Here is a 21671-nt window from a genome sequence, read left to right as displayed (position 1 = left end):
CGTTTTTTCATGGTCGTCATTTATGGCGGCTGTGTGCGGGAGACCTTCGGGTCTACCGAGGTGCTGGTGGGACTCGGTCTTGCAGGCCCGCGCACAGCTGCCACCCATCAACTGCAAGTGATGTTGGTAGTTCCTAAACTCTCACTAGGAAATACACCATGATCAAAGACAGTCCAAATCCTCCATCTGATTCTCAGCCCACCGATCAAATCTTCACCGTACTCCCCAACCTGAACAGCGAAACCCTCCTGGCCAATGCCTCCCAAGACCTGGCATCCGTGCAAGCACTGGCGGGCAATCTGGCGTTTGACATCGACGGCCCGCAGCGTGATGCGGTGCTGGGAATTCATCGGATGCTGGAGGGTATCCAGTTGATGGTGGATCGGGTGTTGGATTTAGTTGAGGTGCCTGAACCGAAGTAATCGGGCGCCTGTCGGGCCCAATCGCGGGCAAGCCCGCTCCCACATTTTTGAGCTGTGAATACAGTCAAATGTGGGAGCCGGGCTTGCCCGCGATGAGGCCAGAACAGCTGCTACAGCGCTAAACCCTGACGCCGACCTCACGGCCACTGACCAACCGCTCCAGCGCCTCACTCAACCCCGAGGCCTTGTCACCAATCAACAAGTGCCAAACTCCACTGTCCAACTGGCTCACACCCTGGCAACCCAGCGCCGTCAGATCAGCCTCGGACAACACCGAATCATCCCCCAACTCCACCCGCAACCGGGTCATCGCCACGGCGTCCAGTTGCCGTACATTTTCGCGGCCACCCAAGGCCTTCAGCCATTTCTCGGCCTCCTGCACATTCACCGCAACCGGCTTATCCACAGGTGCAGCCGCCACGGGCGCATTGGCAACAAACGATGGCATGGCCAAGCGAATCTCGTCAGCAATGCTGTCGGCCATCGGCCCGACCACCACCTGCAAGCTCCCGCCATTGCCTGGGCGAACCACGGCCATGGCGCCCAGTGCTTTCAAATCCGCGTCCACTGCTTTGTTGCGATCCACCATGTCCAGGCGCAGGCGGGTGGTGCAGGCGCCGACACTCAGCAAATTCGCTGCACCGCCCAGCGCACGGATGTAGGCGCCGGCCCGTTGGTTATCACTCATCGCTTCGGCCTGCACCACCTGGATATCTTCACGTCCCGGCGTCTTCAGGTTGAAGCGGCGAATGCAGTAGTTGAACACGCTGTAGTAGATCACCGCGTACGCCAGGCCGACCGGGAACACCAGCCAGCCGTTGGTGGACTTGCCCCAGCCCAGCACCATGTCGATAAACCCACCGGAGAAGGTAAAACCGAGGTGGATATTCAGCATGTTGGTCACGGCCATCGACAGGCCGGTGAGTACCGCGTGAATCAGGTACAAAAACGGCGCGAGGAACATGAACGCGAACTCAATCGGCTCCGTCACGCCGGTCAAGAACGAGGTCAGCGCCATCGACAGGAAAATCCCGCCCATCACCTTGCGGCGTTCCGGCAGGGCGTTGCGGTACATCGCCAGGCACGCGGCGGGCAGGCCGAACAGCATCACCGGGAACATGCCGGTCATGAACTGGCCACCTTTGGGGTCGCCGGCAAAGTAGCGGGTCAGGTCGCCCGTGACGACGGCGCCGGTGGTCGGGTCGGTAAAGGTGCCGAACACGAACCACGCCATGTTGTTGAGGATATGGTGCAGGCCGGTGACGATCAGCAGGCGGTTGAACACGCCGAACACGAAGGCGCCAAAGCTGCCGCTTTCCATCAGCAGCACACCGAAACTGTTAATGCCGTGCTGGATCGGTGGCCAGATCAGGCCAAAGATCACGCCCAGGGCCACTGCCGAAAAGCCGGTGACAATCGGCACAAAACGTCGTCCGCCAAAGAAGGCCAGGTATTCGGGCAACTTGATGTCCTTGAAGCGGTTGTACAGCCCGCCCGCCATCAAGCCGCTGGCGATACCGGCGAGCATGCCCATGTTGATGGTGGTGTCCATCACCTTGAGCGTGGAAACCATCACCAGGTAACCAATCGCACCGGCCAGGCCCGCCGTGCCGTTATTGTCGCGGGCAAACCCCACGGCAATACCGATGGCGAAGATCAGCGCGAGGTTGGCGAAGATCGCCTGCCCGGCGTCGTGCATCACGGCGATGTTGAGCAGGTCGGTGTCGCCCAGGCGCAGCAAGAGGCCGGCGATCGGCAGGATCGCGATCGGCAGCATCAGCGCGCGGCCCAGGCGTTGTAAGCCTTCGATAAAATGTTGATACATGGCGTGTCTCCCTTTTTCTTGTTGTTGTCAGCTCAGCGGCCAGTGGTGTTGGCAGGCTTGGCGAACCGCCTTGGCGCTGCTCAGGTCGAGCAGGCCAAGGCTCAGTTGCCGGCAGTGAGCCGCGTCCAGGTGACGGACGCGGTCCTTGATTTCTCCGATCTGTGGCGGGCTCACCGACAGCTCGCTGACGCCCAGGCCGACCAGCACTGGCGTGGCCAGCGGATCGGACGCGAGGGCACCGCAAACGCCGACCCAACGCCCATGCTTGGCCGCGCCCGCGCAGGTTTGCGCGATCAGGCGCAGCAGCGCCGGGTGCAAGGCATCGACCCGCGCGGCGAGGCCGGCGTGGTCGCGGTCCATGGCCAGGGTGTACTGGGACAGGTCATTGGTGCCGATGGAGAGGAAGTCGGCGTGCTGGGCCAACTGCTCGGCCATCAACGCGGCGGCGGGTACTTCGATCATCACGCCCAGCTCCGGGCGCTGAGTCAGCCCCAACTCGGCACACAACTCGTCCAGGCGCTGGCGGATCTGCAGCAGTTCATCCACTTCGCTGACCATCGGCAGCAGAATGCGGCACCGTGCCAAGGGGCTGACTTGCAGCAGCGCGCGCAGTTGCTGGTCGAGCAGTTCGGGCCGAACCTGGGCCATGCGGATACCGCGCAGGCCCAACACCGGGTTGGCCTCCACGGGCAGCGGCAGGTAGTCGAGCTGCTTGTCGCCGCCCACGTCGATGGTGCGGATGATCACCGACTTGTCGCCCATGGCATCCAGCACGGCTTGGTAGGCTTGGCGCTGCTCTTGTTCATCCGGCGCGGTGCGGCGATCGACGAAGAGGAATTCGGTGCGCAGCAGGCCGACGCCATCGGCGCCGTTTTCAAACGCCACGTGGGCCTCGGCGCTGGAGGCGACGTTGGCGGCCACTTCAATACACACGCCATCGCGGGTGTGCGCCGGTTCTTGTGCTTGTGTCTGTTGCTGCTGGCGGCGCAGTTTTTGCGCGTCGCGAATCTGGTGCACTTCAGCGTGACGCGCCTCGCTGGGCGTCAGTTCCAGGCGCCCATTGACCGCGTCGAGCACCACGCGTTGGCCTTGGGGCACATCAAGCACTGCTGCGCCCAGCGCCACCACGCAGGGCAAGCCTTTGCCGCGAGCCAAAATGGCCACGTGGGACGTAGCACCGCCTTCGGCCATGCAGATGCCGGCCGCGTGTTGCGCACTCAGTTGCAGCAGGTCGGACGGCGTCAGCTCGTGGGCGCTGACAATCGCCCCGGCAGGCAATTCGAAATGCCAGGTTTCGCCCAGTAGTGAACGCAGCACGCGTTGCTGCAAGTCGCGCAGGTCGTTGGCGCGCTCGGCGAACAGCGGTTTGCCCAACGCCAGCAACACCGCGCATTGCGCCTGGATTGCATCGCGCCAGGCGTGGGTGGCGGCGCTGCCTTGTTCGATGGCCGCGGTGGCCGCGTCCAGCAGGGCCGGGTCTTCCAGCAGGGCGAGGTGGGCGGCGAAGATCTCTTCTTCTTCGACGTTTTTGCGTTGGCGGGCGTGGTCCAGGGTCGTGCGGATCTCGCCACGCACTTGCTCAAGGGCCGTGTCCAAACGTTGCAGTTGTTCATCGGCCGAGTGATTGCCGGTGTCGGCCGGCAGTTCTATACCGGTGAGACGCAACAGCGGCCCGCAGACCAGGCCGGGTGCCGCGCACACGCCTTGCAACACACCGGCTTCGGTGTTCGCCTTGCGTGGGGCGACCGCCACGGGCGCGTGGTGTTCTTCGCTGACCGCCACCGACAGCGCCGCCACCAACGCCTGCAACGCCGCCTCGCAATCCTTGCCGCGGCAAGTGACGCGCACTTCGTCGCCTTCACCGATCCCCAGCCCCATCAAGCCAATCAGGCTGTCGCACGGCGCTGACTTGCCCGCGAAGTGCAAGTGCGCGTGGCTGCTGAAACCCTGTGCGGTTTTGCGGATCAATGCGGCAGGGCGCGCATGCAAACCGCCCCGGTGTGTAATGCGCACGCAGGCGCGGACTTCGGTGACCGAGTTATCCACAACCGCCTGCTGGGTGGTCGCTGAGCGCGTGACGATGTGCAGCAACGGCTCACCGACCTGGGTGATTTTTCCTGCCACCGGCCGCAGCTCAAAACGCTCGCCATTGGTCAGGATAATCAGGCTGACCAGGCTTTTGCACTGGCGCGCAATGCGGTCCAGATCAAACTGCACCAGCGCCTGGCCCTTGCTCACCCGTGCGCCTTCCTTGACCAGCAGCGCAAACCCTTCGCCATTGAGTTCCACCGTGTCGATGCCCACGTGCATCAGCACCTCGGCGCCGTTTTCGGCACGAATCGTCAGGGCATGCCCGGTGCGCGCGACATGGATGATCACCCCGTCACACGGTGCGTGCAGGCAATCGTTCAGTGGGTCGATGGCGATACCGTCACCCATGGCACCACTGGCGAACACTTCGTCGGGCACCTCGCCCAGGGCGAGCACCGGGCCACTGAGTGGGGCGCTGAGGGTCAATTCATTATTGTTGTTGGACATGGGCACGGTACTCATCAGGAAAACACGACAATCGACTCAGTGAGTGCGGGTAACTTTGCTCAGGTGACGCGGCTGGTCGGGGTCCATGCCCCGGGCTTGCGCCAGGCCGGCGGCCATTACGTAGAAGCTTTGAATCGCCAGGATCGGGTCCAGGCTTGGGTGTTCGGCGCGGCTCAGGGTCAGGTCGCGCTCGGCGATATCGTCTGGCGCAGCCAGCAGCACACGCGCGCCGCGCTGACGCATGTCGGCGGCGAGGCTCAGCAGCCCGGCCTGCTCGGCGCCACGCGGGGCGAAAATCAGCAGTGGGTAGTTTTCGTCGATCAAGGCCATCGGCCCGTGGCGGACTTCAGCGCTGCTGAAGGCTTCGGCCTGGATCGCCGAGGTTTCCTTGAGCTTGAGCGCGGCTTCCTGGGCGATGGCAAAACCGGCGCCACGGCCGATCACCATCAATTGCTGGCAGCCACGCAGGGCCTCGATGGCGCTGCTCCAATCCTGTTTGGCCGCTGCACGCAGTTCATCGGGCAGCGCGCGGCAGGCTTGCAGCAAGGCGGCTTCCTGGTTCCAGTGGCCAATCAACTGCGCGCTGGCGCTGAGGGTGGCGATGAAGCTTTTGGTCGCGGCCACGCTGTGTTCCGGCCCGGCGCACAGCGGCAGGTGGAATTCGCAGGCGGCTTCCAGTGGCGATTCTTCAGCGTTGACCAGCGAAATGCTCAGGGCACCGCGTTTGCGCAGCAGGCGCAGGCTGTTGACCAGGTCCGGGCTTTGCCCCGACTGCGAGAAACCGAATGCCACCTGACCGCTGACTTTCAGTGGCGCCTGCAACAGGGTCACCACTGACATCGGCAGCGACGCCACCGGAATGCCCACATGCTGCATGGCGAGGTAGGCGAAGTAGCTCGCGGCGTGGTCCGAGCTGCCACGGGCAATGGTCATCGCCACTTGCGGCGGCTGGCGGCGCAGGCGACCGGCGATTTCCTCCAGCAGCGGGTCCAGGCGCTGCAGTTGCGCGGCCACGGCATCACAGGAGGCCAGGGCCTCTTCAAGCATTTTTGAAGTCAATGGTTTCTCCTTCGACCATTACGTCGGTGAGGTGCAGGGAGCGGTCCAGGCGTACGCAGTCGGCGAAGCTGCCGGGTTGCAGGCGGCCGCGTTCTTCCAGTCCCAGGTAATCCGCAGGAAATTGCGACAGGCGTTGTGAGGCTTCGCTGATGGGCAGGCCGATTTTCACCAGGTTGCGCAGCGCCTGGTCCATGGTCAGCGTGCTGCCGGCCAGGGTGCCGTCGGCCAGGCGCACGCCGCCCAGGCATTTGGTCACGGTGTGGCTGCCCAGCTTGTATTCGCCGTCGGGCATGCCGGCGGCGGCGGTGGAATCGGTGACGCAGTACAGGCACGGGATCGAGCGCAGGGCCACGCGCATGGCGCCGGGGTGTACGTGCAGCAAGTCGGGGATCAACTCGGCGTACTTGGCGTGGGCCAGGGCGGCGCCGACGATGCCCGGTTCGCGGTGATGCAGCGGGCTCATGGCGTTGTACAAATGCGTGAAGCTGGTAGCGCCGGCGGCGAGGGCGGCGACGCCTTCTTCATAACTGCCCAATGTGTGGCCGATCTGCATGCGCACGCCGCGTTGGCTGAGGGCGCGGATCAGGCCGTCATGCCCGGCGATTTCCGGGGCGATGGTGATCACCCGGATCGGCGCCAGGCGCAGGTAGGCTTCCACTTCGGCCATCAGCGCGGTGTGGGCGAAGTTGGGTTGCGCGCCGAGTTTGCCCGGATTGATATAGGGGCCTTCCAGGTGCACCCCGAGTACGCGGGCGCTGCCGGTCGGGCGCTGCTCGCAGAAGCTGCCAAGCTCGCCGAGCACGCGGGAGATCTCGTTCACCGGCGCCGTCATGGTGGTGGCCAGCAGCGACGTCGTGCCAAAACGCACGTGGGTGCGGGTGATGGTCGCGAAGGCGTCTGCGCCTTCCATGATGTCTTTGCCGCCACCGCCGTGCACATGCAGGTCGATGAAACCCGGCAGCAAGTAGGGCAGGTCGTTGTCAGCCGGGTCGCACGGCGTGCCTTGGACGGCGACCACTTTGCCGTGTTCGTGCACCAGGCGGCCGCGAATCCAGCCGCTGGGCGTGAGGATGTTGTCTTCGGACATGGGCAGTTCTCTAAATGCGCAGTTCAGCGGAATAGTCATGGCGGCGCAGCTCTGCGACGAAGTCGTAGTAGTCGTTGCGGCAGTAGGTGTCGGTGATTTCAATCGGCGTGTTGTCGGCGGTGTAGCCGACCCGCGTCATCAGCAGCATGGCGGTGCCGGGAGCAATGCCCACCAGCTTGGCGAACTCATCCGAGGCGTTGATCGCCTGGATATGCTGCAAGGCGCGCACGATGGGCTTGCCGATGCTTTCCAGGTACTCGTACAGCGAATTGCCGATGGCCTGCGGATGCGGCAGCACCGAGGCGGGCATGGCGGTCATTTCAATTGCCATCACCGTGTCGTCGGCTTTACGCAGGCGTTTGAGGCGCGCGACTTTGTCGGTCGGCGACAGGCCCAGGCGGATCAGTTCTTCGTGGGTCGGCGGGGTGATGTCGCGTTCCAGCCACTGCGAAGTGGGTACAAAACCTTTCAGGCGCAGCATTTCGCTGAAGCCCGACAGGCGTGACAGCGGTTGTTCCAGACGCGGCGTGATAAAGGTGCCGGAGCCCTGGCTGCGACGGATCAGGCCTTGGGCAAACAACACTTCCAAGGCCTTGCGCGCGGTCACCCGCGAGATGCTCAGTTGCTCGCTGAGGGCGCGTTCCGACGGCAAGGCCTGCTCGGATTTCCACTGGCCGGCATGGATCGCCGCTTCAAGGTTACGGGCCAGTTGCAGGTACAGCGGCGTGGATTGTTTCTCGTCGGGGCGCAGCGTCTGGATGGGATTCATCTGTGAAGTTTCCGATGCGGTTATTGGAGTGTTGTCGCCCGGTAATGGCCGGAAATTAATACCACTTAAATACCATGTCAATGCAACCAAAACGGTGCAGAACCCGGTTTCAGGGCGCTTTAAGGGTGCGTGGTATCAAGTGGTATTAGAGAGGTCTTTATCGCGCGCAGAACTGTGCAGCCCGGCGCGGTGAACTGGTATTCACCGGCAGGCGCTGCCAGGGGCAGGAATTATTTTCAGATTATTTTACGAACGGTAGGAAATTACGGCCGAATCTCGATCATGGTGCCGTCTTTGACCAGGTTCCAGACTTCGCGCATGTCGACATTGCGCATGCCGATACAGCCATCGGTCCAGTCGAGGGTGTGGAACCATTGCTCCGGGTATTCTTCGGTGTCGGGCGTGCCGTGGATCATGATCATGCTGCCCGGTCTCACGCCTTCGCGGCGCGCGCGGGCAGAGTCGCTGATGTTGGGGTAGGAAATGTGCAGGGCCAGGTTGTAGCGGTCGCTGGTCTTGCGCCAGTCGATCCAGTAAAAACCTTCCGGCGTGCGGCGGTCGCCCTCGAACTGCTTGGTGCCCTTGGGGTTTTTGCCCAGCGAGATGCGGTAGGTTTTGAGCGGTTTGCCGTCGTTGATCAGTTGCAACTGGTGCGCGGACTTGAGCACCAGGATTTTCTCGACAGGCTTGCCGCCGAGGATTTCCACCGTGGAGGCCGAGGACAGGGTAGCGAACGACAGGCAGATGAAAGCGAGCAACCAACGCATTGAAACGGTTTCCCTTGTTAGACGGTGCTGCCTGAAGGTGTTATTTGGCCGGCCGCGTCATCGGCGGCACCGACTCGCTGCGTACCGGGAACCGTTGTTGCCGGCGGTCAGCGAAGAAGCATTCTAAGGTACGCCCGACCGTGCGGAAAGCCAGCTCTGACCAAGGGATATCGGCTTCATCGAACAGTTTCACCTCAAGGCTTTCGGGGCCTGCGGCAAAGTCCAGGTCGACCAGTTCGGCGCGATAGAAAATATGCACCTGGCTGATGTGCGGCACGTCGATGAGGGTGTAGATGCTCATGTTGCGCACGCGGGCGCAGGCTTCTTCCAGGGTTTCGCGCATGGCGGCCTGTTCCACGGTCTCGCCGTTTTCCATAAAGCCTGCGGGCAAGGTCCAGTAACCCAGGCGCGGCTCGATGGCGCGGCGGCACAGCAGCACTTGATCGCCCCACACTGGCACGGTGCCGGCGACGATATTGGGGTTCTGGTAGTGAATGGTCGAGCAGTGATCACACACATAGCGCAGGCGTGTGTCGCCTTCGGGAATGCGCTGGGTAACCGGTTTACCGCACTGGCTGCAGAAGTTCATGCTGGGGTTCCTGGAGAGTGGGCCTATCTTGGCTTGGCGGGCAGGGCCCTGCAAGTTGTCGTTTCGCGACATGTGCCGGGTTTTGGGGTTGGGCACCCGCCCGCTTTGGTGCATGATGCAAGGTAGCCAACAGACCGAGATGACTCATGCTGGACGAGCTACTTCGCCGGGTAAGCAATCACACCCCTCACACACTGGAAACTGACGGGCGTTTCCCCGAGGCTGCCGTGTTGGTGCCGATTACCCGCAGTGACGAACCCGAGCTGATCCTGACCCTGCGCGCCAGCGGCCTGTCGACCCACGGCGGCGAAGTGGCGTTTCCGGGCGGGCGGCGTGACCCCGAAGACCCGGACCTGATCTTTACCGCGCTGCGCGAAGCCGAAGAAGAAATCGGCCTGCCGCCCGGCCTGGTGGAAGTCATCGGCCCGTTGAGCCCACTGATTTCCCTGCACGGTATCCGCGTAACGCCGTATGTCGGGGTTATCCCCGATTACGTTGAATACCTGGCCAATGATGCCGAGATCGCCGCCGTATTCAGCGTGCCTCTGGAGTTCTTCCGCCAGGACCCGCGCGAGCATACCCACCGTATCGATTACCAGGGCCGCAGTTGGTATGTGCCCAGCTATCGGTTTGGCGAATACAAAATCTGGGGGCTGACGGCAATCATGATTGTCGAGCTGATCAACCTTCTCTATGACGACGCGCAGATCAGCCTGCACCAGCCACCCATGAGTTTCATCAATACCTGAGCCATCGCTTGAATGGCACCGCCGTGAGGACACACCATGAAATACCGCCTGGGCGACACCCGCGTCGAGACTCATCCGCAAAGCTGGGTGGCGCCCAATGCCACGCTGGTCGGCAAGGTCAAGCTGGAGGAGGGCGCCAATGTGTGGTTCAACGCGGTGTTGCGTGGCGACAACGAACTGATCCTGATCGGCAAGAACAGCAACGTGCAGGACGGCAGCGTGATGCACACCGACATGGGCTACCCGCTGACCCTGGGCACCGGCGTGACCATTGGCCATAACGCCATGCTGCATGGCTGCACCGTCGGCGATTACAGCCTGATTGGCATCAACGCGGTGATCCTCAACGGCGCCAAAATCGGCAAGCACTGCATCATTGGCGCCAATTCGCTGATCGGCGAAGGCAAGGAAATTCCCGATGGCTCGCTGGTAATGGGCTCGCCGGGCAAAGTGGTGCGCGAGTTGACCGAAGCGCAGAAACGCATGCTCGAAGCCAGCGCCGCGCACTATGTGCATAACGCGCAGCGCTATGCGCGGGACTTGGTTGAGCAGGAAGAATGAACCCGATTGAACGCCCTGTTGCCTCGCCCTGCGTGAGCATTTGCGCGCTGGATGACGATGATATTTGCACAGGCTGCCAGCGCAACGTGGATGAGATTACGCGCTGGAGCCGCATGGACAATGCCGAACGCCGGGTGGTGTTGGGGTTGTGTCATGAGCGGGCGAAGGCGAGTGGGTTGGTGTGGATGATGCCGGGAAAATCCGGCGCCTGAGCCATCGCTATCGCAGGCAAGCCAGCTCCCACAATTGCTATGTGAATACTTTCAAAAATGTGGGAGCTGGCTTGCCTGCGATGAGGCCCTGCCAGACGACATCCCTGTAATTGTGTACCCTGTGCGGCATTACCCACAGGTCCATCTCCATGCTCTTCCTGATCGCCTACATCAGCAGCGTCGTGCTGATCAACTTCGCCTTTTCCACCGCTCCGCATCTGGACGTCATCTGGTCCGCCTGGGGCGGCCTGGTGTTTATCCTGCGCGACATGGTGCAAACCCGCTTCGGCCATGGCGCGATACTCGCCATGCTGGCGGCGCTGGTGCTGTCGTATATCACTTCCGACCCGTCCATCGCCCTGGCCAGCGCCACGGCATTTGCGGTGTCCGAATGCATTGACTGGCTGGTGTTCAGCATCACCAAGCGTCCACTGCACGATCGCCTGTGGATAAGTTCGGCGCTGAGTATTCCCCTCGATACCTTTATCTTCTTCGGCCTGATCGGCGCGCTGACGCCAGCGGTGGCGGGTACGGCGTTGGTGTCGAAATTCGCCGGAGTCACAGTGGTGTGGCTGATCATGGCCTGGCGCCTGCGCAAACGCGCCGTCGCCAACTGAGGCCAATTCTTGCAGTTCATGTAAAATGCCGGCCTTTCTCCCCATGATCCGCTCCCCTGAGGACCTGAGATGACCCGAATCGGAACTCCATTGTCGCCAACCGCGACCCGCGTTTTGCTGTGTGGCTGCGGTGAGCTGGGCAAGGAAGTGGTAATCGAACTGCAACGCCTGGGCGTTGAAGTGATTGCCGTGGATCGTTACGCCAACGCGCCTGCCATGCAGGTTGCGCACCGTAGCCACGTGATCAACATGCTCGACGGCGCCGCCCTGCGTGCCGTGATCGAAGCCGAGAAGCCGCACTTTATCGTGCCGGAAATCGAAGCCATCGCCACCGCCACGCTGGTAGAGCTTGAAGCCGAAGGCTTCACCGTGATTCCGACCGCGCGTGCCACCTCGCTGACCATGAACCGCGAAGGCATCCGTCGCCTGGCCGCCGAAGAGCTGGACCTGCCGACGTCGCCGTACCACTTTGCCGACACGTTCGAGGACTACAGCAAGGCCGTCCAGGACCTGGGCTTCCCGTGTGTGGTCAAGCCGGTGATGAGTTCTTCGGGCAAGGGCCAGAGCCTGCTGCGCAGCGCCGATGACGTGCGCAAAGCCTGGGATTACGCTCAGGAAGGCGGGCGTGCCGGTAAAGGCCGCGTGATCATCGAAGGCTTTATCGACTTCGATTACGAAATCACCCTGCTGACTGTGCGCCACATTGGCGGCACCACCTTCTGCGCGCCGGTCGGCCACCGTCAGGAGAAAGGCGACTACCAGGAATCCTGGCAGCCGCAAGCGATGAGCCCGATTGCCCTGGCAGAATCCGAGCGCGTCGCCAAAGCCGTGACCGAGGCGCTGGGTGGCCGTGGTCTGTTTGGCGTGGAATTGTTCATCAAGGGCGATCAAGTGTGGTTCAGCGAAGTGTCGCCGCGCCCGCATGACACCGGCTTGGTGACCTTGATTTCTCAGGACCTGTCGCAGTTCGCGCTGCACGCGCGTGCGATCCTGGGCCTGCCGATTCCGTTGATCCGCCAGTTCGGGCCTTCGGCCTCGGCGGTGATTCTGGTAGAAGGGCAGTCGACCCAGACCGCGTTCGCCAACCTCGGCGCGGCCTTGAGCGAGCCGGACACGGCGTTGCGTCTGTTTGGCAAGCCAGAAGTCAATGGTCAGCGCCGGATGGGTGTGGCGTTGGCGCGGGATGAGTCGATTGAGGCGGCGCGGGCCAAGGCGACTCGTGCTTCGAAGGCGGTTGTTGTAGAGCTGTAAAACCGCGTCGCGCCCATCGCAGGCAAGCCAGCGCCCACATTTGATTGGGTTCACATATTTTGAATTGTGAATGCCTTCAAATGTGGGAGCGGGCTTGCTCGCGAAAGCGGTCTATCAGACGACCTTGTTCAAATCATTATCCCGCGTCTCTTTCAGGCACAGCACAGCAATCAAGCTGAGCAACGCTGCCGCTGACACATACCCGCCCACATAACTCAGCCCGCCCATCGCCACCAGCTTGGTCGCGAAAAATGGTGCGGCCGACGCCCCGACAATCCCGCCCAGGTTATACGCCGCCGACGCGCCGGTGTAACGCACGCGGGTCGGGAACAGTTCCGGCAGCATCGCGCCCATTGGGGCGAAGGTCACGCCCATCAGAAACAATTCCAGTGCCAGGAACAGAGCGACGGCCCAAGTCGAGCCGTGTGTGAGCAGCGGCTCCATGGTGAAACCCGACAGAATCGCAAGAATGGCGCCGACGATCAGCACCGGCTTGCGCCCGTAACGGTCGCTGGCCAAGGCCGCCAGCGGCGTAGCCAGGCCCATGAACAACACCGCAAAGCAGAGCAGGCCCAGGAACGTCTCGCGGCTGTAGCCCAGTGTTGAAACGCCGTAACTCAGCGAGAACGCGGTGGTGATGTAGAACAACGCATAGCACACCACCATCGATGCCGCGCCCAGCAGGACCGGCAGCCAATGCTGGCTGAACAACTCTACCAACGGCACTTTCACCGGCGCTTCTTTGGCGACGGCGTTGGCGAACACCGGGGTTTCATGCAGTTTGAGGCGTGCATACAGGCCAACCATCACCAGCGCTGCGCTGAGAATGAACGGGATGCGCCAGCCCCAACTGCGGAACTGCTCGTCGTTCAGGCTCATGGCCAGGATCAGGAACAAACCGTTGGCCGCCAGAAAGCCAATCGAAGGGCCCAATTGCGGGAACATGCCAAACCAGGCGCGCTTGCCCTTGGGGGCGTTCTCGGTGGCCAGCAATGCTGCGCCGCCCCATTCGCCGCCAAGCCCCAGGCCCTGGCCGAAGCGCAGCACACACAACAGGATCGGGGCCCACGCGCCAATGCTGTCGTAACCCGGCAGCAAACCGATCAGCGTGGTGCACACGCCCATCAGCAGCAACGAGGCGACTAAGGTTGATTTGCGCCCGATACGGTCACCGAAGTGGCCGAACAGCGCCGAACCCAGCGGGCGAGCGATGAAGGCGATGCCAAAGGTCAGGAACGACGCCAGCATCTGCGCGGTGCCGGAGGTCTGTGGGAAGAACACCGGGCCGATCACCAGCGCAGCGGCCGTGGCGTAGATGTAGAAATCGTAGAACTCGATGGCGGTGCCGACGATGCTCGCGGTGGCGACCCGTGCGGTCGAGTTGAGCGGGGCGGCGGTTGCAGCCTCGTTATAGGTGGTGCTCATTGAGGTATCCCTGACGGTCATTGCGCGTTTGGACGCGGATTATTATTAGTCAAACACCCATGGATCAGGGGTGTAAGCGGGGCGGCTCGGGATGGGAGCAAACACCGGTCAGACACGGTAACGCAGTGCCTGGACGCGCTGAGTGCGGGTAGCACGCGGTCGGGCGGGGCTCTGGTAAGCCGTCCCGATTATAGGAAGGGGTTTGAACATACAACAAGAGGGCGGGCGAGGATCTGTTGGCTGGAAACCGGATCAATGTGGGAGCTGGCTTGCCTGCGATACAGGCGCCCCGGTACATCAGGAGTACCAAGGTGATGCCATCGCAGGCAAGCCAGCTCCCACATGGGCAATGTGTTTTGCCAGGGGGTCAGGCGGCGACAGGCACGCGGCTGGTGTGCCAGATCAGTACCTTGCTCACGCGGTTGTCCTCGGTCTCGAGGATTTCCAGGCGATAGCGGCCGATCTTCAGGCACACCGCGCAATCCGGAATGGTCTCCAGCGCTTCGGTCACCAGGCCGTTGAGGGTCTTGGGGCCGTCGCTGGGCAGGTGCCAGCCCAGGCTTTTATTCAGCTCGCGGATCGAAGCGGCGCCGTCGATGATGTAGCGGCCGTCGGGCTGCGCTTCGATATGCGGGTTGTCCGTTGCCTGATCACTTTCGAATTCGCCGACGATTTCTTCGAGGATATCTTCCAGAGTGACGATGCCCAGCACTTCGCCGTATTCGTCCACCACCATGCCCAGGCGCCGCTGCTGCTTGTGGAAGTTCAGCAATTGCAGTTGTAGGGGCGTGCTTTCGGGGACGAAATAGGGCTCGTGGCAGGCGGCGAGCAAGGCTTCTTTGGTCAGGCTGGCGTCGGGCAGCAGGTGTTGGATCTGCCGGGTATTGAGCACCGCTTCGACCTGGTTGATGTCACTGTGGAACACCGGCAAACGGGTGCGCTGCGAGGTGCGCAGTTGCTCGATGATTTCCTCGACCGAGTCATCCAGGTTGATACCGTCCACTTCGCTGCGCGGCACCAGGATGTCGTTGACCGTGATGTTGTCCAACGCGTGAATGCCGGGCATGCCGGGCGTACGATTGTCGTCGGCCTCGGGCTCGGGTTCATCGTCGTGATCGGGCAATGGTTCGTCGCTCTTTTTCACCACGCCGGATTTGCGAGCGAACGGGCGCAGCAATAACAGGCTGATGCCATTGAGCAGCCAGGCCAGGGGGTAGAGGATTTTCAGCGGCACACCCAGCAGCGTATTGCCAAAGCCCAGTACGGCTTGCGGGTGGCGAACCGCCAGGGCGCGCGGCAGGTAGTCGGCGAGCACCAGCAGGATCGCGCAAGAGATCAGCCAGCCGAGCCACGGGCCGTTCTGCGCCCAGGCGTAGATTGCCAGCAGCGTGCAGAGAATCACCACGGCCGCGCGACACAGGCTGTTGCACAGAATCAGGCTGTTACGCGGGAAGTTCAGGCGGGCGGCAGCCTTGTCACCCTGGCGTGTACCGGGGCGCAGCGCCAGCACGTGTTGTTGTGCGGCTTCGATGGCGGTAAACAGCGCCGCCCATAACACCAGCAAGGCGATTACCGCGAGCATCGGCCCAAGGGGCAAGTTGTCCATGATCGCTGCCCGTCAGATATGCAGGATGTATTCGCGAACCAGCTTGCTGCCGAAATAGGCCAGCATCAGCAGGCAGAAACCGGCCAGGGTCCAGCGGATCGCCTTGTGCCCACGCCAGCCGAGGCGGTTGCGCCCCCACAGCAGCACGCTGAACACCACCCAGGCCAGGCACGCCAGCAGGGTTTTGTGCACCAGGTGTTGGGCGAACAGGTTTTCGACGAACAGCCAGCCGGAAATCAGCGACAGCGACAACAGCGTCCAGCCGGCCCACAGGAAGCCGAACAGCAGGCTTTCCATGGTTTGCAGCGGCGGGAAGTTCTTGATCAGCCCGGACGGGTGCTTGTTTTTAAGCTGGTGGTCCTGCAGCAGCAGGAGCAACGCCTGGAACACCGCAATCGTGAACATGCCGTAAGCCAGGATCGACAGCAGGATGTGGGCGAGAATGCCCGGCTCCTCGTCGATCACTTGCACGGTGCCGGTCGGGGTGAATTGCGCCAGCAGCACCGTCAGCATTCCCAGCGGGAATAGCAGCACCAGCAGGTTTTCCACAGGAATGCGGTAACAGGCCAGCAGCGTCAGGGCGATGACGGCCGCGGCGATCAGACTGGCGGCACTGAAAAAGTCCAGGCCCAGGCCGACCGGCGTCATCAAGTGAGTGAACAGGCTCGCGGCGTGGGCGAGCAGGGCGACGACGCCCAGGCCTACCAGCAGACGTTTATCCGCTTTTGTGCCTTGGGCCAGACGAGTGCCCTGATAGAGAGTCGCAGCGGCGTACAAAATGGCGGCGGCGAGGCTGGGTAGCAAACTGGGTGACAAGGGGACCATAAATCCTGATAGACAAGCCCGAAAGGCGCTGAGTTTGGCACACACCAACGCTGCACGAAAGACTCCCGGGCCAGACAGCGGGTGTGCACAGGCGCAGTCTTCGCTATAATCCGCGACCTGCCCACGCCGCAGGCTCGCCGAGCGCTGTTTTTAACAGCGATTTACCACAGCCTGGGCCGCCATTACCTCGGTCTACAAAGCATTTCGATGAATAGGGCCTGAAAGGATCGCGCATGTTTGAAAACTTGACTGACCGTCTCTCGCAGACGCTGCGCCACGTAACCGGCAAGGCCAAGCTGACCGAGGACAATATTAAAGACACCCTGCGTGAAGTACGCATGGCGTTGCTGGAAGCCGACGTGGCCTTGCCGGTGGTGAAGGACTTCGTCAACTCGGTCAAAGAGCGCGCGGTCGGCACCGAAGTGTCCCGCAGCCTGACCCCGGGCCAGGCCTTTGTGAAGATCGTGCAGGCCGAACTCGAAAGCCTGATGGGCGCGGCCAACGAAGACTTGAACCTCAGCGCCGTGCCACCGGCCGTCGTGCTGATGGCCGGTCTGCAAGGTGCGGGTAAGACCACCACCGCCGGCAAGCTGGCGCGCTTCCTTAAAGAGCGCAAGAAGAAGTCGGTAATGGTGGTGTCGGCCGACGTGTACCGTCCGGCGGCCATCAAGCAGCTGGAAATGCTCGCAGGCGAAGTGGGCGTGACCTTCTTCCCGTCCGACCTGAGCCAGAAGCCGGTCGACATTGCCAACGCGGCTATTAAAGAAGCCAAGCTCAAATTCATCGACGTGGTCATCGTCGATACCGCCGGTCGCCTGCACATCGATGAAGAGATGATGGGCGAGATCAAGGCGCTGCATGCCGCGATCAATCCGGTCGAGACGCTGTTCGTGGTCGACGCCATGACCGGCCAGGATGCGGCCAACACCGCCAAGGCCTTTGGTGATGCGCTGCCGTTAACCGGCGTGATCCTGACCAAGGTCGACGGTGATGCCCGTGGCGGTGCTGCGCTGTCGGTACGTGCAATCACCGGCAAGCCGATCAAGTTCATCGGTATGGGCGAGAAGAGCGACGCGCTCGAGCCGTTCCACCCTGAGCGTATCGCTTCGCGTATCCTCGGCATGGGCGACGTGCTCAGCCTGATCGAGCAGGCCGAAGCCACGCTCGACAAGGACAAGGCCGATAAGCTGGCCAAGAAGCTGAAGAAGGGCAAGGGCTTCGACCTCGAAGACTTCCGTGACCAGCTGCAACAAATGAAGAACATGGGCGGCCTCGGCGGCCTGATGGACAAACTGCCGAACATCGGCGGTGTGAACCTGGCGCAAATGGGCAATGCCCAAGGCGCGGCAGAGAAGCAGTTCAAGCAGATGGAAGCCATCATCAACTCCATGACCCCGGCCGAGCGCCGCGACCCTGAGCTGATCAGCGGTTCGCGCAAGCGTCGGATCGCCATGGGCTCCGGCACCCAGGTGCAGGACATCGGTCGCTTGATCAAGCAGCACAAGCAGATGCAGAAGATGATGAAGAAGTTCTCCGCAAAAGGCGGAATGGCCAAGATGATGCGCGGCATGGGCGGTATGTTGCCCGGCGGCGGCATGCCAAAAATGTAAAGAATTCGAGCGGAAGTTCACTTCTGCTCCGACCCACAGGGATGTGGGATCTCCAGCAAACCCGCGGTTAGCGGGAGCTGACTCGCCGTTTTAACCGACGGCTCTATAGCAGATCTGAGTGGCACGCTGATAGGCGCCAGAAAAAGACATTTGCAAAAGTCCGGATATTCCTTAGAATATGCGGCCTTTCGGGCACCTATGCCCGCTGTGCATTTAGATTTGCAGCACCGACTACAGGAACGATGTTCACATGCTAACAATCCGTCTTGCCCTTGGCGGCTCCAAAAAGCGCCCGTTTTACCACTTGACCGTAACCGACAGCCGCAACCCGCGCGACGGTTCGCACAAGGAACAGGTTGGTTTCTTTAACCCTGTTGCTCGTGGTCAAGAAGTTCGTCTGTCCGTGAACCAAGAGCGCGTAGCCTACTGGCTGAGCGTGGGTGCACAGCCATCCGAGCGCGTTGCAAAACTGTTGAAGGACTCGGCTAAGGCCGCAGCCTGAGCAATATGAACGCGACGCCAGCTGTTGCTGATGATTTGATCGTTATCGGCAAGATTTACTCTGTTCATGGCGTTCGCGGCGAAGTGAAGGTGTATTCCTTTACTGATCCGACTGAAAACCTGTTGCAGTACAAAACCTGGACGCTCAAGCGCGAAGGTAGTGTGAAACAGGTCGAGCTGGTCAGTGGACGCGGGAGCGATAAGTTCCTGGTCGCAAAGCTCAAGGGTCTTGATGATCGTGAAGAAGCTCGTCTTCTGGCCGGTTATGAGATCTGCGTGCCGCGCAACCTGTTCCCTGAATTGACCGACGGCGAGTACTACTGGTACCAGCTGGAAGGTCTGAAGGTTATTGATCAACTCGGGCAATTGCTCGGGAAAATCGACCATCTTCTGGAAACCGGCGCCAATGATGTAATGGTGGTCAAGCCTTGCGCTGGCAGCCTGGATGATCGCGAACGCCTGTTGCCGTATACCGAGCAATGCGTGTTGGCCGTCGACCTGGCAGCGGGCGAGATGAAGGTGGAATGGGACGCGGACTTCTAAGCGTGGCTAATTTGCGCATTGAAGTGATCAGTTTGTTTCCCGAGATGTTCTCCGCCATCAGCGAGTACGGCATCACCAGTCGGGCGGTGAAACAGGGGCTGTTGCAGCTTACCTGTTGGAACCCGCGAGACTACACGACAGATCGACATCACACTGTGGATGATCGCCCATTTGGCGGTGGTCCGGGCATGGTGATGAAGATCAAGCCCCTGGAAGACGCGTTGGTTGAGGCCAAGGCCGCCGCCGGGGAGAAGGCGAAGGTAATTTACCTGTCCCCTCAAGGCCGTCAGCTGAAACAGGCTGCGGTACGCGAACTGGCGAATGAGGAAGCACTGATCCTGATTGCCGGTCGCTATGAAGGCATTGACGAGCGGTTTATTGAAGCTCATGTCGATGAAGAGTGGTCGATTGGGGACTATGTCCTGTCTGGCGGCGAGCTGCCGGCGATGGTCCTGATAGATGCGGTTACACGACTGCTGCCTGGAGCTTTAGGGCATGCGGACTCCGCGGAGGAAGATTCCTTCACGGATGGTTTGCTGGATTGCCCGCACTACACCCGACCGGAGGTGTATGCGGATCAGCGTGTTCCCGACGTATTGCTAAGTGGCAATCACGCACACATCCGGCGTTGGCGTTTACAGCAGTCCCTTGGTCGGACCTATGAACGACGCGCCGATCTTCTGGAAAGCCGCTCGCTTTCTGGAGAAGAGAAGAAGCTGCTCGAGGAATACATCCTCGCGCGGGACGATAGTTAACAACGTATCGATGGTAGGTCCATTGACTTACCTTAGGAGCACAGCATGACTAACAAAATCATCCTTGCACTCGAAGCAGAGCAGATGACCAAAGAGATCCCTACCTTTGCCCCGGGCGACACTATTGTCGTTCAGGTGAAAGTGAAGGAAGGCGACCGTTCGCGTCTGCAAGCGTTCGAAGGCGTGGTAATCGCCAAGCGTAACCGTGGTGTGAACAGTGCTTTCACTGTTCGTAAAATCTCCAACGGTGTTGGCGTAGAGCGTACTTTCCAGACCTACAGCCCGCAAATCGACAGCATGGCCGTTAAGCGTCGCGGTGACGTACGTAAAGCCAAGCTGTACTACCTGCGTGACCTGTCCGGTAAAGCAGCTCGCATCAAGGAAAAACTGGCTTAAGTCCAGCTTCCCGATGCAGAAAAAAGCAGCCTACGGGCTGCTTTTTTGTGCCTGAAATTTGTCCCTTGCCGGTACTTGCCCATGACCACCCGCCTCGAAGAAATCCAGCGCCGCACCGACCTGTCCGTGACCCACGTGACCAAAGCTGTGTTCCCGCCGACTACCAACCACCACAACACCCTGTTCGGCGGCACCGCCTTGGCCTGGATGGACGAAGTGTCGTTCATTACGGCCACGCGTTTTTGCCGCTTGCCGCTGGTGACGGTCTCCACCGATCGCATTGATTTCAATCACGCGATTCCGGCCGGTTCTATCGTTGAATTGATCGGCCGCGTCATCAAGGTGGGCAACACCAGCCTCAAGGTCGAAGTCGAAGTGTTCGTCGAGAGCATGAGCGCCGATGGTCGCGAAAAGGCGATCCAAGGCGTGTTCAGCTTTGTCGCGATCGATGCCGACAAGCGTCCGGTGCCGGTGCTGCCAGGGTTTGTTGACTGATCCTGAACCGAGTCGCGGCCATCGCAGGCAAGCCAGCTTCCACATTCGATCGGTGTTGATGCCTGCTATCAGGCAAAACACAAAACCCATGTAGGAGCGGGCTTGCCTGCGATAGGATCTACCAGACACTCCAGTCATCAGCCTGAGCCCCTATGCCCGCCATTGACCACCCTCTGATCGACCGCTTTCTCGACGCCTTGTGGCTGGAAAAAGGCCTGTCGGACAACACCCGCCAGGCCTATCGCAGTGACCTCGCCTTGTTCAATGGTTGGCTGCAGGAAAAAAAACTCGAACTGATCAATGCCGGTCGCGAGCTGATCCTCGATCACCTGGCCTGGCGTCTTGAGCAGAACTACAAGCCGCGTTCCACTGCGCGATTTCTCTCCGGCGTGCGTGGCTTTTATCGCTACCTGCTGCGGGAAAAGCTCATCGCCACCGACCCGACGCTGCAAATCGACATGCCACAACTGGGCCGGCCATTGCCCAAATCCCTGTCGGAAGCCGACGTGGATGCCTTGCTCGCCGCGCCCGACCTCAGCGAAGCCATTGGCCAGCGCGATCGCGCCATGCTCGAAGTGCTCTACGCCTGCGGCCTGCGCGTGACCGAACTGATCAGCCTGACCCTTGAGCAAGTCAACCTGCGCCAGGGCGTGCTGCGGGTGATGGGCAAGGGCAGCAAGGAGCGCTTGGTGCCGATGGGCGAGGAAGCAATCGTGTGGGTCGAGCGCTACATGCGTGATGCCCGCATCGAGTTGCTCGGTGGGCGGCCCAGCGATGTGCTGTTTCCCAGCCTGCGCGGCGAGCAGATGACCCGCCAGACCTTCTGGCACCGTATCAAGCACCAGGCCAAGGTGGCCGGGATCGGCAAGGCGCTGTCGCCGCACACGTTGCGCCATGCGTTCGCTACCCACTTGCTCAACCACGGTGCGGACCTGCGCGTGGTGCAAATGCTGCTGGGGCACAGTGACTTATCCACAACCCAGATCTATACGCATGTCGCGCGGGCACGCTTGCAGGATATGCACGCCAAGCACCACCCGCGCGGATGAAATTCCACCCGAAACGGCCC

Annotated in this window: 23 protein-coding genes; 13 read left to right on the top strand and 10 right to left on the bottom strand. The window is 61.3% G+C overall.

Annotated elements, in window-relative coordinates; translation table 11 throughout:
• The first annotated feature begins 158 nt into the window (after positions 1–158).
• Positions 159–422: a DUF6124 family protein gene (locus C4J83_RS24820; RefSeq protein ID WP_124418403.1), complete on the top strand. Its 264-nt coding sequence runs from the start codon at positions 159–161 to the stop codon at positions 420–422.
• A gap of 118 nt (positions 423–540) precedes the next feature.
• Here the strand turns inward: C4J83_RS24820 and nagE are convergent, their stop codons facing one another.
• From nagE to C4J83_RS24785, 7 genes are all read right to left on the bottom strand, one after another.
• Complete coding sequence (gene nagE / locus C4J83_RS24815; protein WP_124418402.1) at positions 541–2247, bottom strand: N-acetylglucosamine-specific PTS transporter subunit IIBC; 1707 nt, start codon at positions 2245–2247, stop codon at positions 541–543.
• 27 nt (positions 2248–2274) lie between these two features.
• Positions 2275–4785 (bottom strand): phosphoenolpyruvate--protein phosphotransferase, encoded by a 2511-nt coding sequence (gene ptsP / locus C4J83_RS24810; RefSeq protein WP_124418401.1) that lies wholly within the window; start codon positions 4783–4785, stop codon positions 2275–2277.
• Between the two features lie 36 nt (positions 4786–4821).
• Complete coding sequence (locus tag C4J83_RS24805) at positions 4822–5844, bottom strand: SIS domain-containing protein (RefSeq protein ID WP_124418400.1); 1023 nt, start codon at positions 5842–5844, stop codon at positions 4822–4824.
• The gene (gene nagA / locus C4J83_RS24800; RefSeq protein ID WP_106578300.1) at positions 5825–6931 is read right to left on the bottom strand and encodes an N-acetylglucosamine-6-phosphate deacetylase; all 1107 of its coding nucleotides are present in this window, start codon (positions 6929–6931) and stop codon (positions 5825–5827) included. The genes C4J83_RS24805 and nagA overlap by 20 nt, the downstream gene beginning before the upstream one ends.
• Before the next feature lie 10 nt (positions 6932–6941).
• A complete protein-coding gene (locus tag C4J83_RS24795; RefSeq protein ID WP_106578301.1) occupies positions 6942–7700 on the bottom strand; it encodes a GntR family transcriptional regulator in 759 nt (252 codons plus the stop codon).
• Between the two features lie 263 nt (positions 7701–7963).
• Positions 7964–8467 carry a L,D-transpeptidase family protein gene (locus C4J83_RS24790; protein WP_106578302.1) on the bottom strand — a complete coding sequence of 168 codons (504 nt, stop codon included), beginning with the start codon at positions 8465–8467 and terminating at the stop codon, positions 7964–7966.
• A gap of 40 nt (positions 8468–8507) precedes the next feature.
• Positions 8508–9056 (bottom strand): NUDIX hydrolase, encoded by a 549-nt coding sequence (locus tag C4J83_RS24785; RefSeq protein ID WP_106578303.1) that lies wholly within the window; start codon positions 9054–9056, stop codon positions 8508–8510.
• Between the two features lie 146 nt (positions 9057–9202).
• Here C4J83_RS24785 and C4J83_RS24780 point away from each other — a divergent pair, with 146 nt between their 5' ends.
• The 5 genes from C4J83_RS24780 (at position 9203) to purT (ending at position 12446) form a co-directional block, all read left to right on the top strand.
• Positions 9203–9805 (top strand): CoA pyrophosphatase, encoded by a 603-nt coding sequence (locus C4J83_RS24780; RefSeq protein ID WP_124418399.1) that lies wholly within the window; start codon positions 9203–9205, stop codon positions 9803–9805.
• Positions 9806–9841: 36 nt separating this feature from the next.
• On the top strand, positions 9842–10366 hold the full coding sequence (locus C4J83_RS24775; protein WP_124418398.1) for a gamma carbonic anhydrase family protein: 525 nt from the start codon (positions 9842–9844) through the stop codon (positions 10364–10366).
• Entirely contained in the window at positions 10363–10578 is a 216-nt protein-coding gene (locus C4J83_RS24770; RefSeq protein ID WP_119736859.1) for a DUF1289 domain-containing protein, read from the top strand. Before C4J83_RS24775 ends, C4J83_RS24770 begins: the two co-directional genes overlap by 4 nt.
• 149 nt (positions 10579–10727) lie before the next feature.
• Positions 10728–11195: a VUT family protein gene (locus C4J83_RS24765; protein WP_106578306.1), complete on the top strand. Its 468-nt coding sequence runs from the start codon at positions 10728–10730 to the stop codon at positions 11193–11195.
• 69 nt (positions 11196–11264) lie between these two features.
• Positions 11265–12446 carry a formate-dependent phosphoribosylglycinamide formyltransferase gene (purT, locus tag C4J83_RS24760; protein WP_094951941.1) on the top strand — a complete coding sequence of 394 codons (1182 nt, stop codon included), beginning with the start codon at positions 11265–11267 and terminating at the stop codon, positions 12444–12446.
• Positions 12447–12560: 114 nt separating this feature from the next.
• On the opposite strand, the gene C4J83_RS24755 is transcribed toward purT, so the two are convergent.
• The 3 genes from C4J83_RS24755 to C4J83_RS24745 form a co-directional block, all read right to left on the bottom strand.
• Positions 12561–13871, bottom strand: a complete 1311-nt coding sequence (locus C4J83_RS24755) for an MFS transporter (RefSeq protein ID WP_106578307.1) — start codon at positions 13869–13871, stop codon at positions 12561–12563.
• A gap of 367 nt (positions 13872–14238) precedes the next feature.
• Positions 14239–15477 (bottom strand): transporter associated domain-containing protein, encoded by a 1239-nt coding sequence (locus C4J83_RS24750; protein ID WP_119736865.1) that lies wholly within the window; start codon positions 15475–15477, stop codon positions 14239–14241.
• A 12-nt stretch (positions 15478–15489) separates the two neighbouring features.
• Positions 15490–16302: a cytochrome C assembly family protein gene (locus C4J83_RS24745; protein ID WP_106578310.1), complete on the bottom strand. Its 813-nt coding sequence runs from the start codon at positions 16300–16302 to the stop codon at positions 15490–15492.
• Positions 16303–16535: 233 nt separating this feature from the next.
• Between C4J83_RS24745 and ffh the strand changes: the two genes are divergently transcribed.
• From ffh to xerD, 7 genes are all read left to right on the top strand, one after another.
• Positions 16536–17912, top strand: coding sequence for a signal recognition particle protein (gene ffh / locus C4J83_RS24740; protein WP_010207982.1), 1377 nt, complete (start codon positions 16536–16538; stop codon positions 17910–17912).
• Positions 17913–18162: 250 nt separating this feature from the next.
• The gene (gene rpsP / locus C4J83_RS24735; protein ID WP_003175899.1) at positions 18163–18414 is read left to right on the top strand and encodes a 30S ribosomal protein S16; all 252 of its coding nucleotides are present in this window, start codon (positions 18163–18165) and stop codon (positions 18412–18414) included.
• A gap of 5 nt (positions 18415–18419) precedes the next feature.
• Complete coding sequence (rimM, locus tag C4J83_RS24730) at positions 18420–18956, top strand: ribosome maturation factor RimM (protein WP_003175898.1); 537 nt, start codon at positions 18420–18422, stop codon at positions 18954–18956.
• Positions 18938–19711: a tRNA (guanosine(37)-N1)-methyltransferase TrmD gene (gene trmD, locus C4J83_RS24725; RefSeq protein ID WP_177343966.1), complete on the top strand. Its 774-nt coding sequence runs from the start codon at positions 18938–18940 to the stop codon at positions 19709–19711. Before rimM ends, trmD begins: the two co-directional genes overlap by 19 nt.
• Before the next feature lie 45 nt (positions 19712–19756).
• Complete coding sequence (rplS, locus tag C4J83_RS24720) at positions 19757–20107, top strand: 50S ribosomal protein L19 (protein WP_003175895.1); 351 nt, start codon at positions 19757–19759, stop codon at positions 20105–20107.
• Between the two features lie 81 nt (positions 20108–20188).
• A complete protein-coding gene (locus C4J83_RS24715) occupies positions 20189–20602 on the top strand; it encodes an acyl-CoA thioesterase (RefSeq protein ID WP_003193963.1) in 414 nt (137 codons plus the stop codon).
• 152 nt (positions 20603–20754) lie between these two features.
• Positions 20755–21651 carry a site-specific tyrosine recombinase XerD gene (xerD, locus tag C4J83_RS24710; protein WP_124418397.1) on the top strand — a complete coding sequence of 299 codons (897 nt, stop codon included), beginning with the start codon at positions 20755–20757 and terminating at the stop codon, positions 21649–21651.
• Positions 21652–21671: the final 20 nt, after the last annotated feature.

This window comes from Pseudomonas sp. LBUM920 (assembly GCF_003852315.1).
Taxonomy (GTDB): domain Bacteria; phylum Pseudomonadota; class Gammaproteobacteria; order Pseudomonadales; family Pseudomonadaceae; genus Aquipseudomonas.
This window is presented reverse-complemented; position numbering and strand designations above follow the sequence as displayed.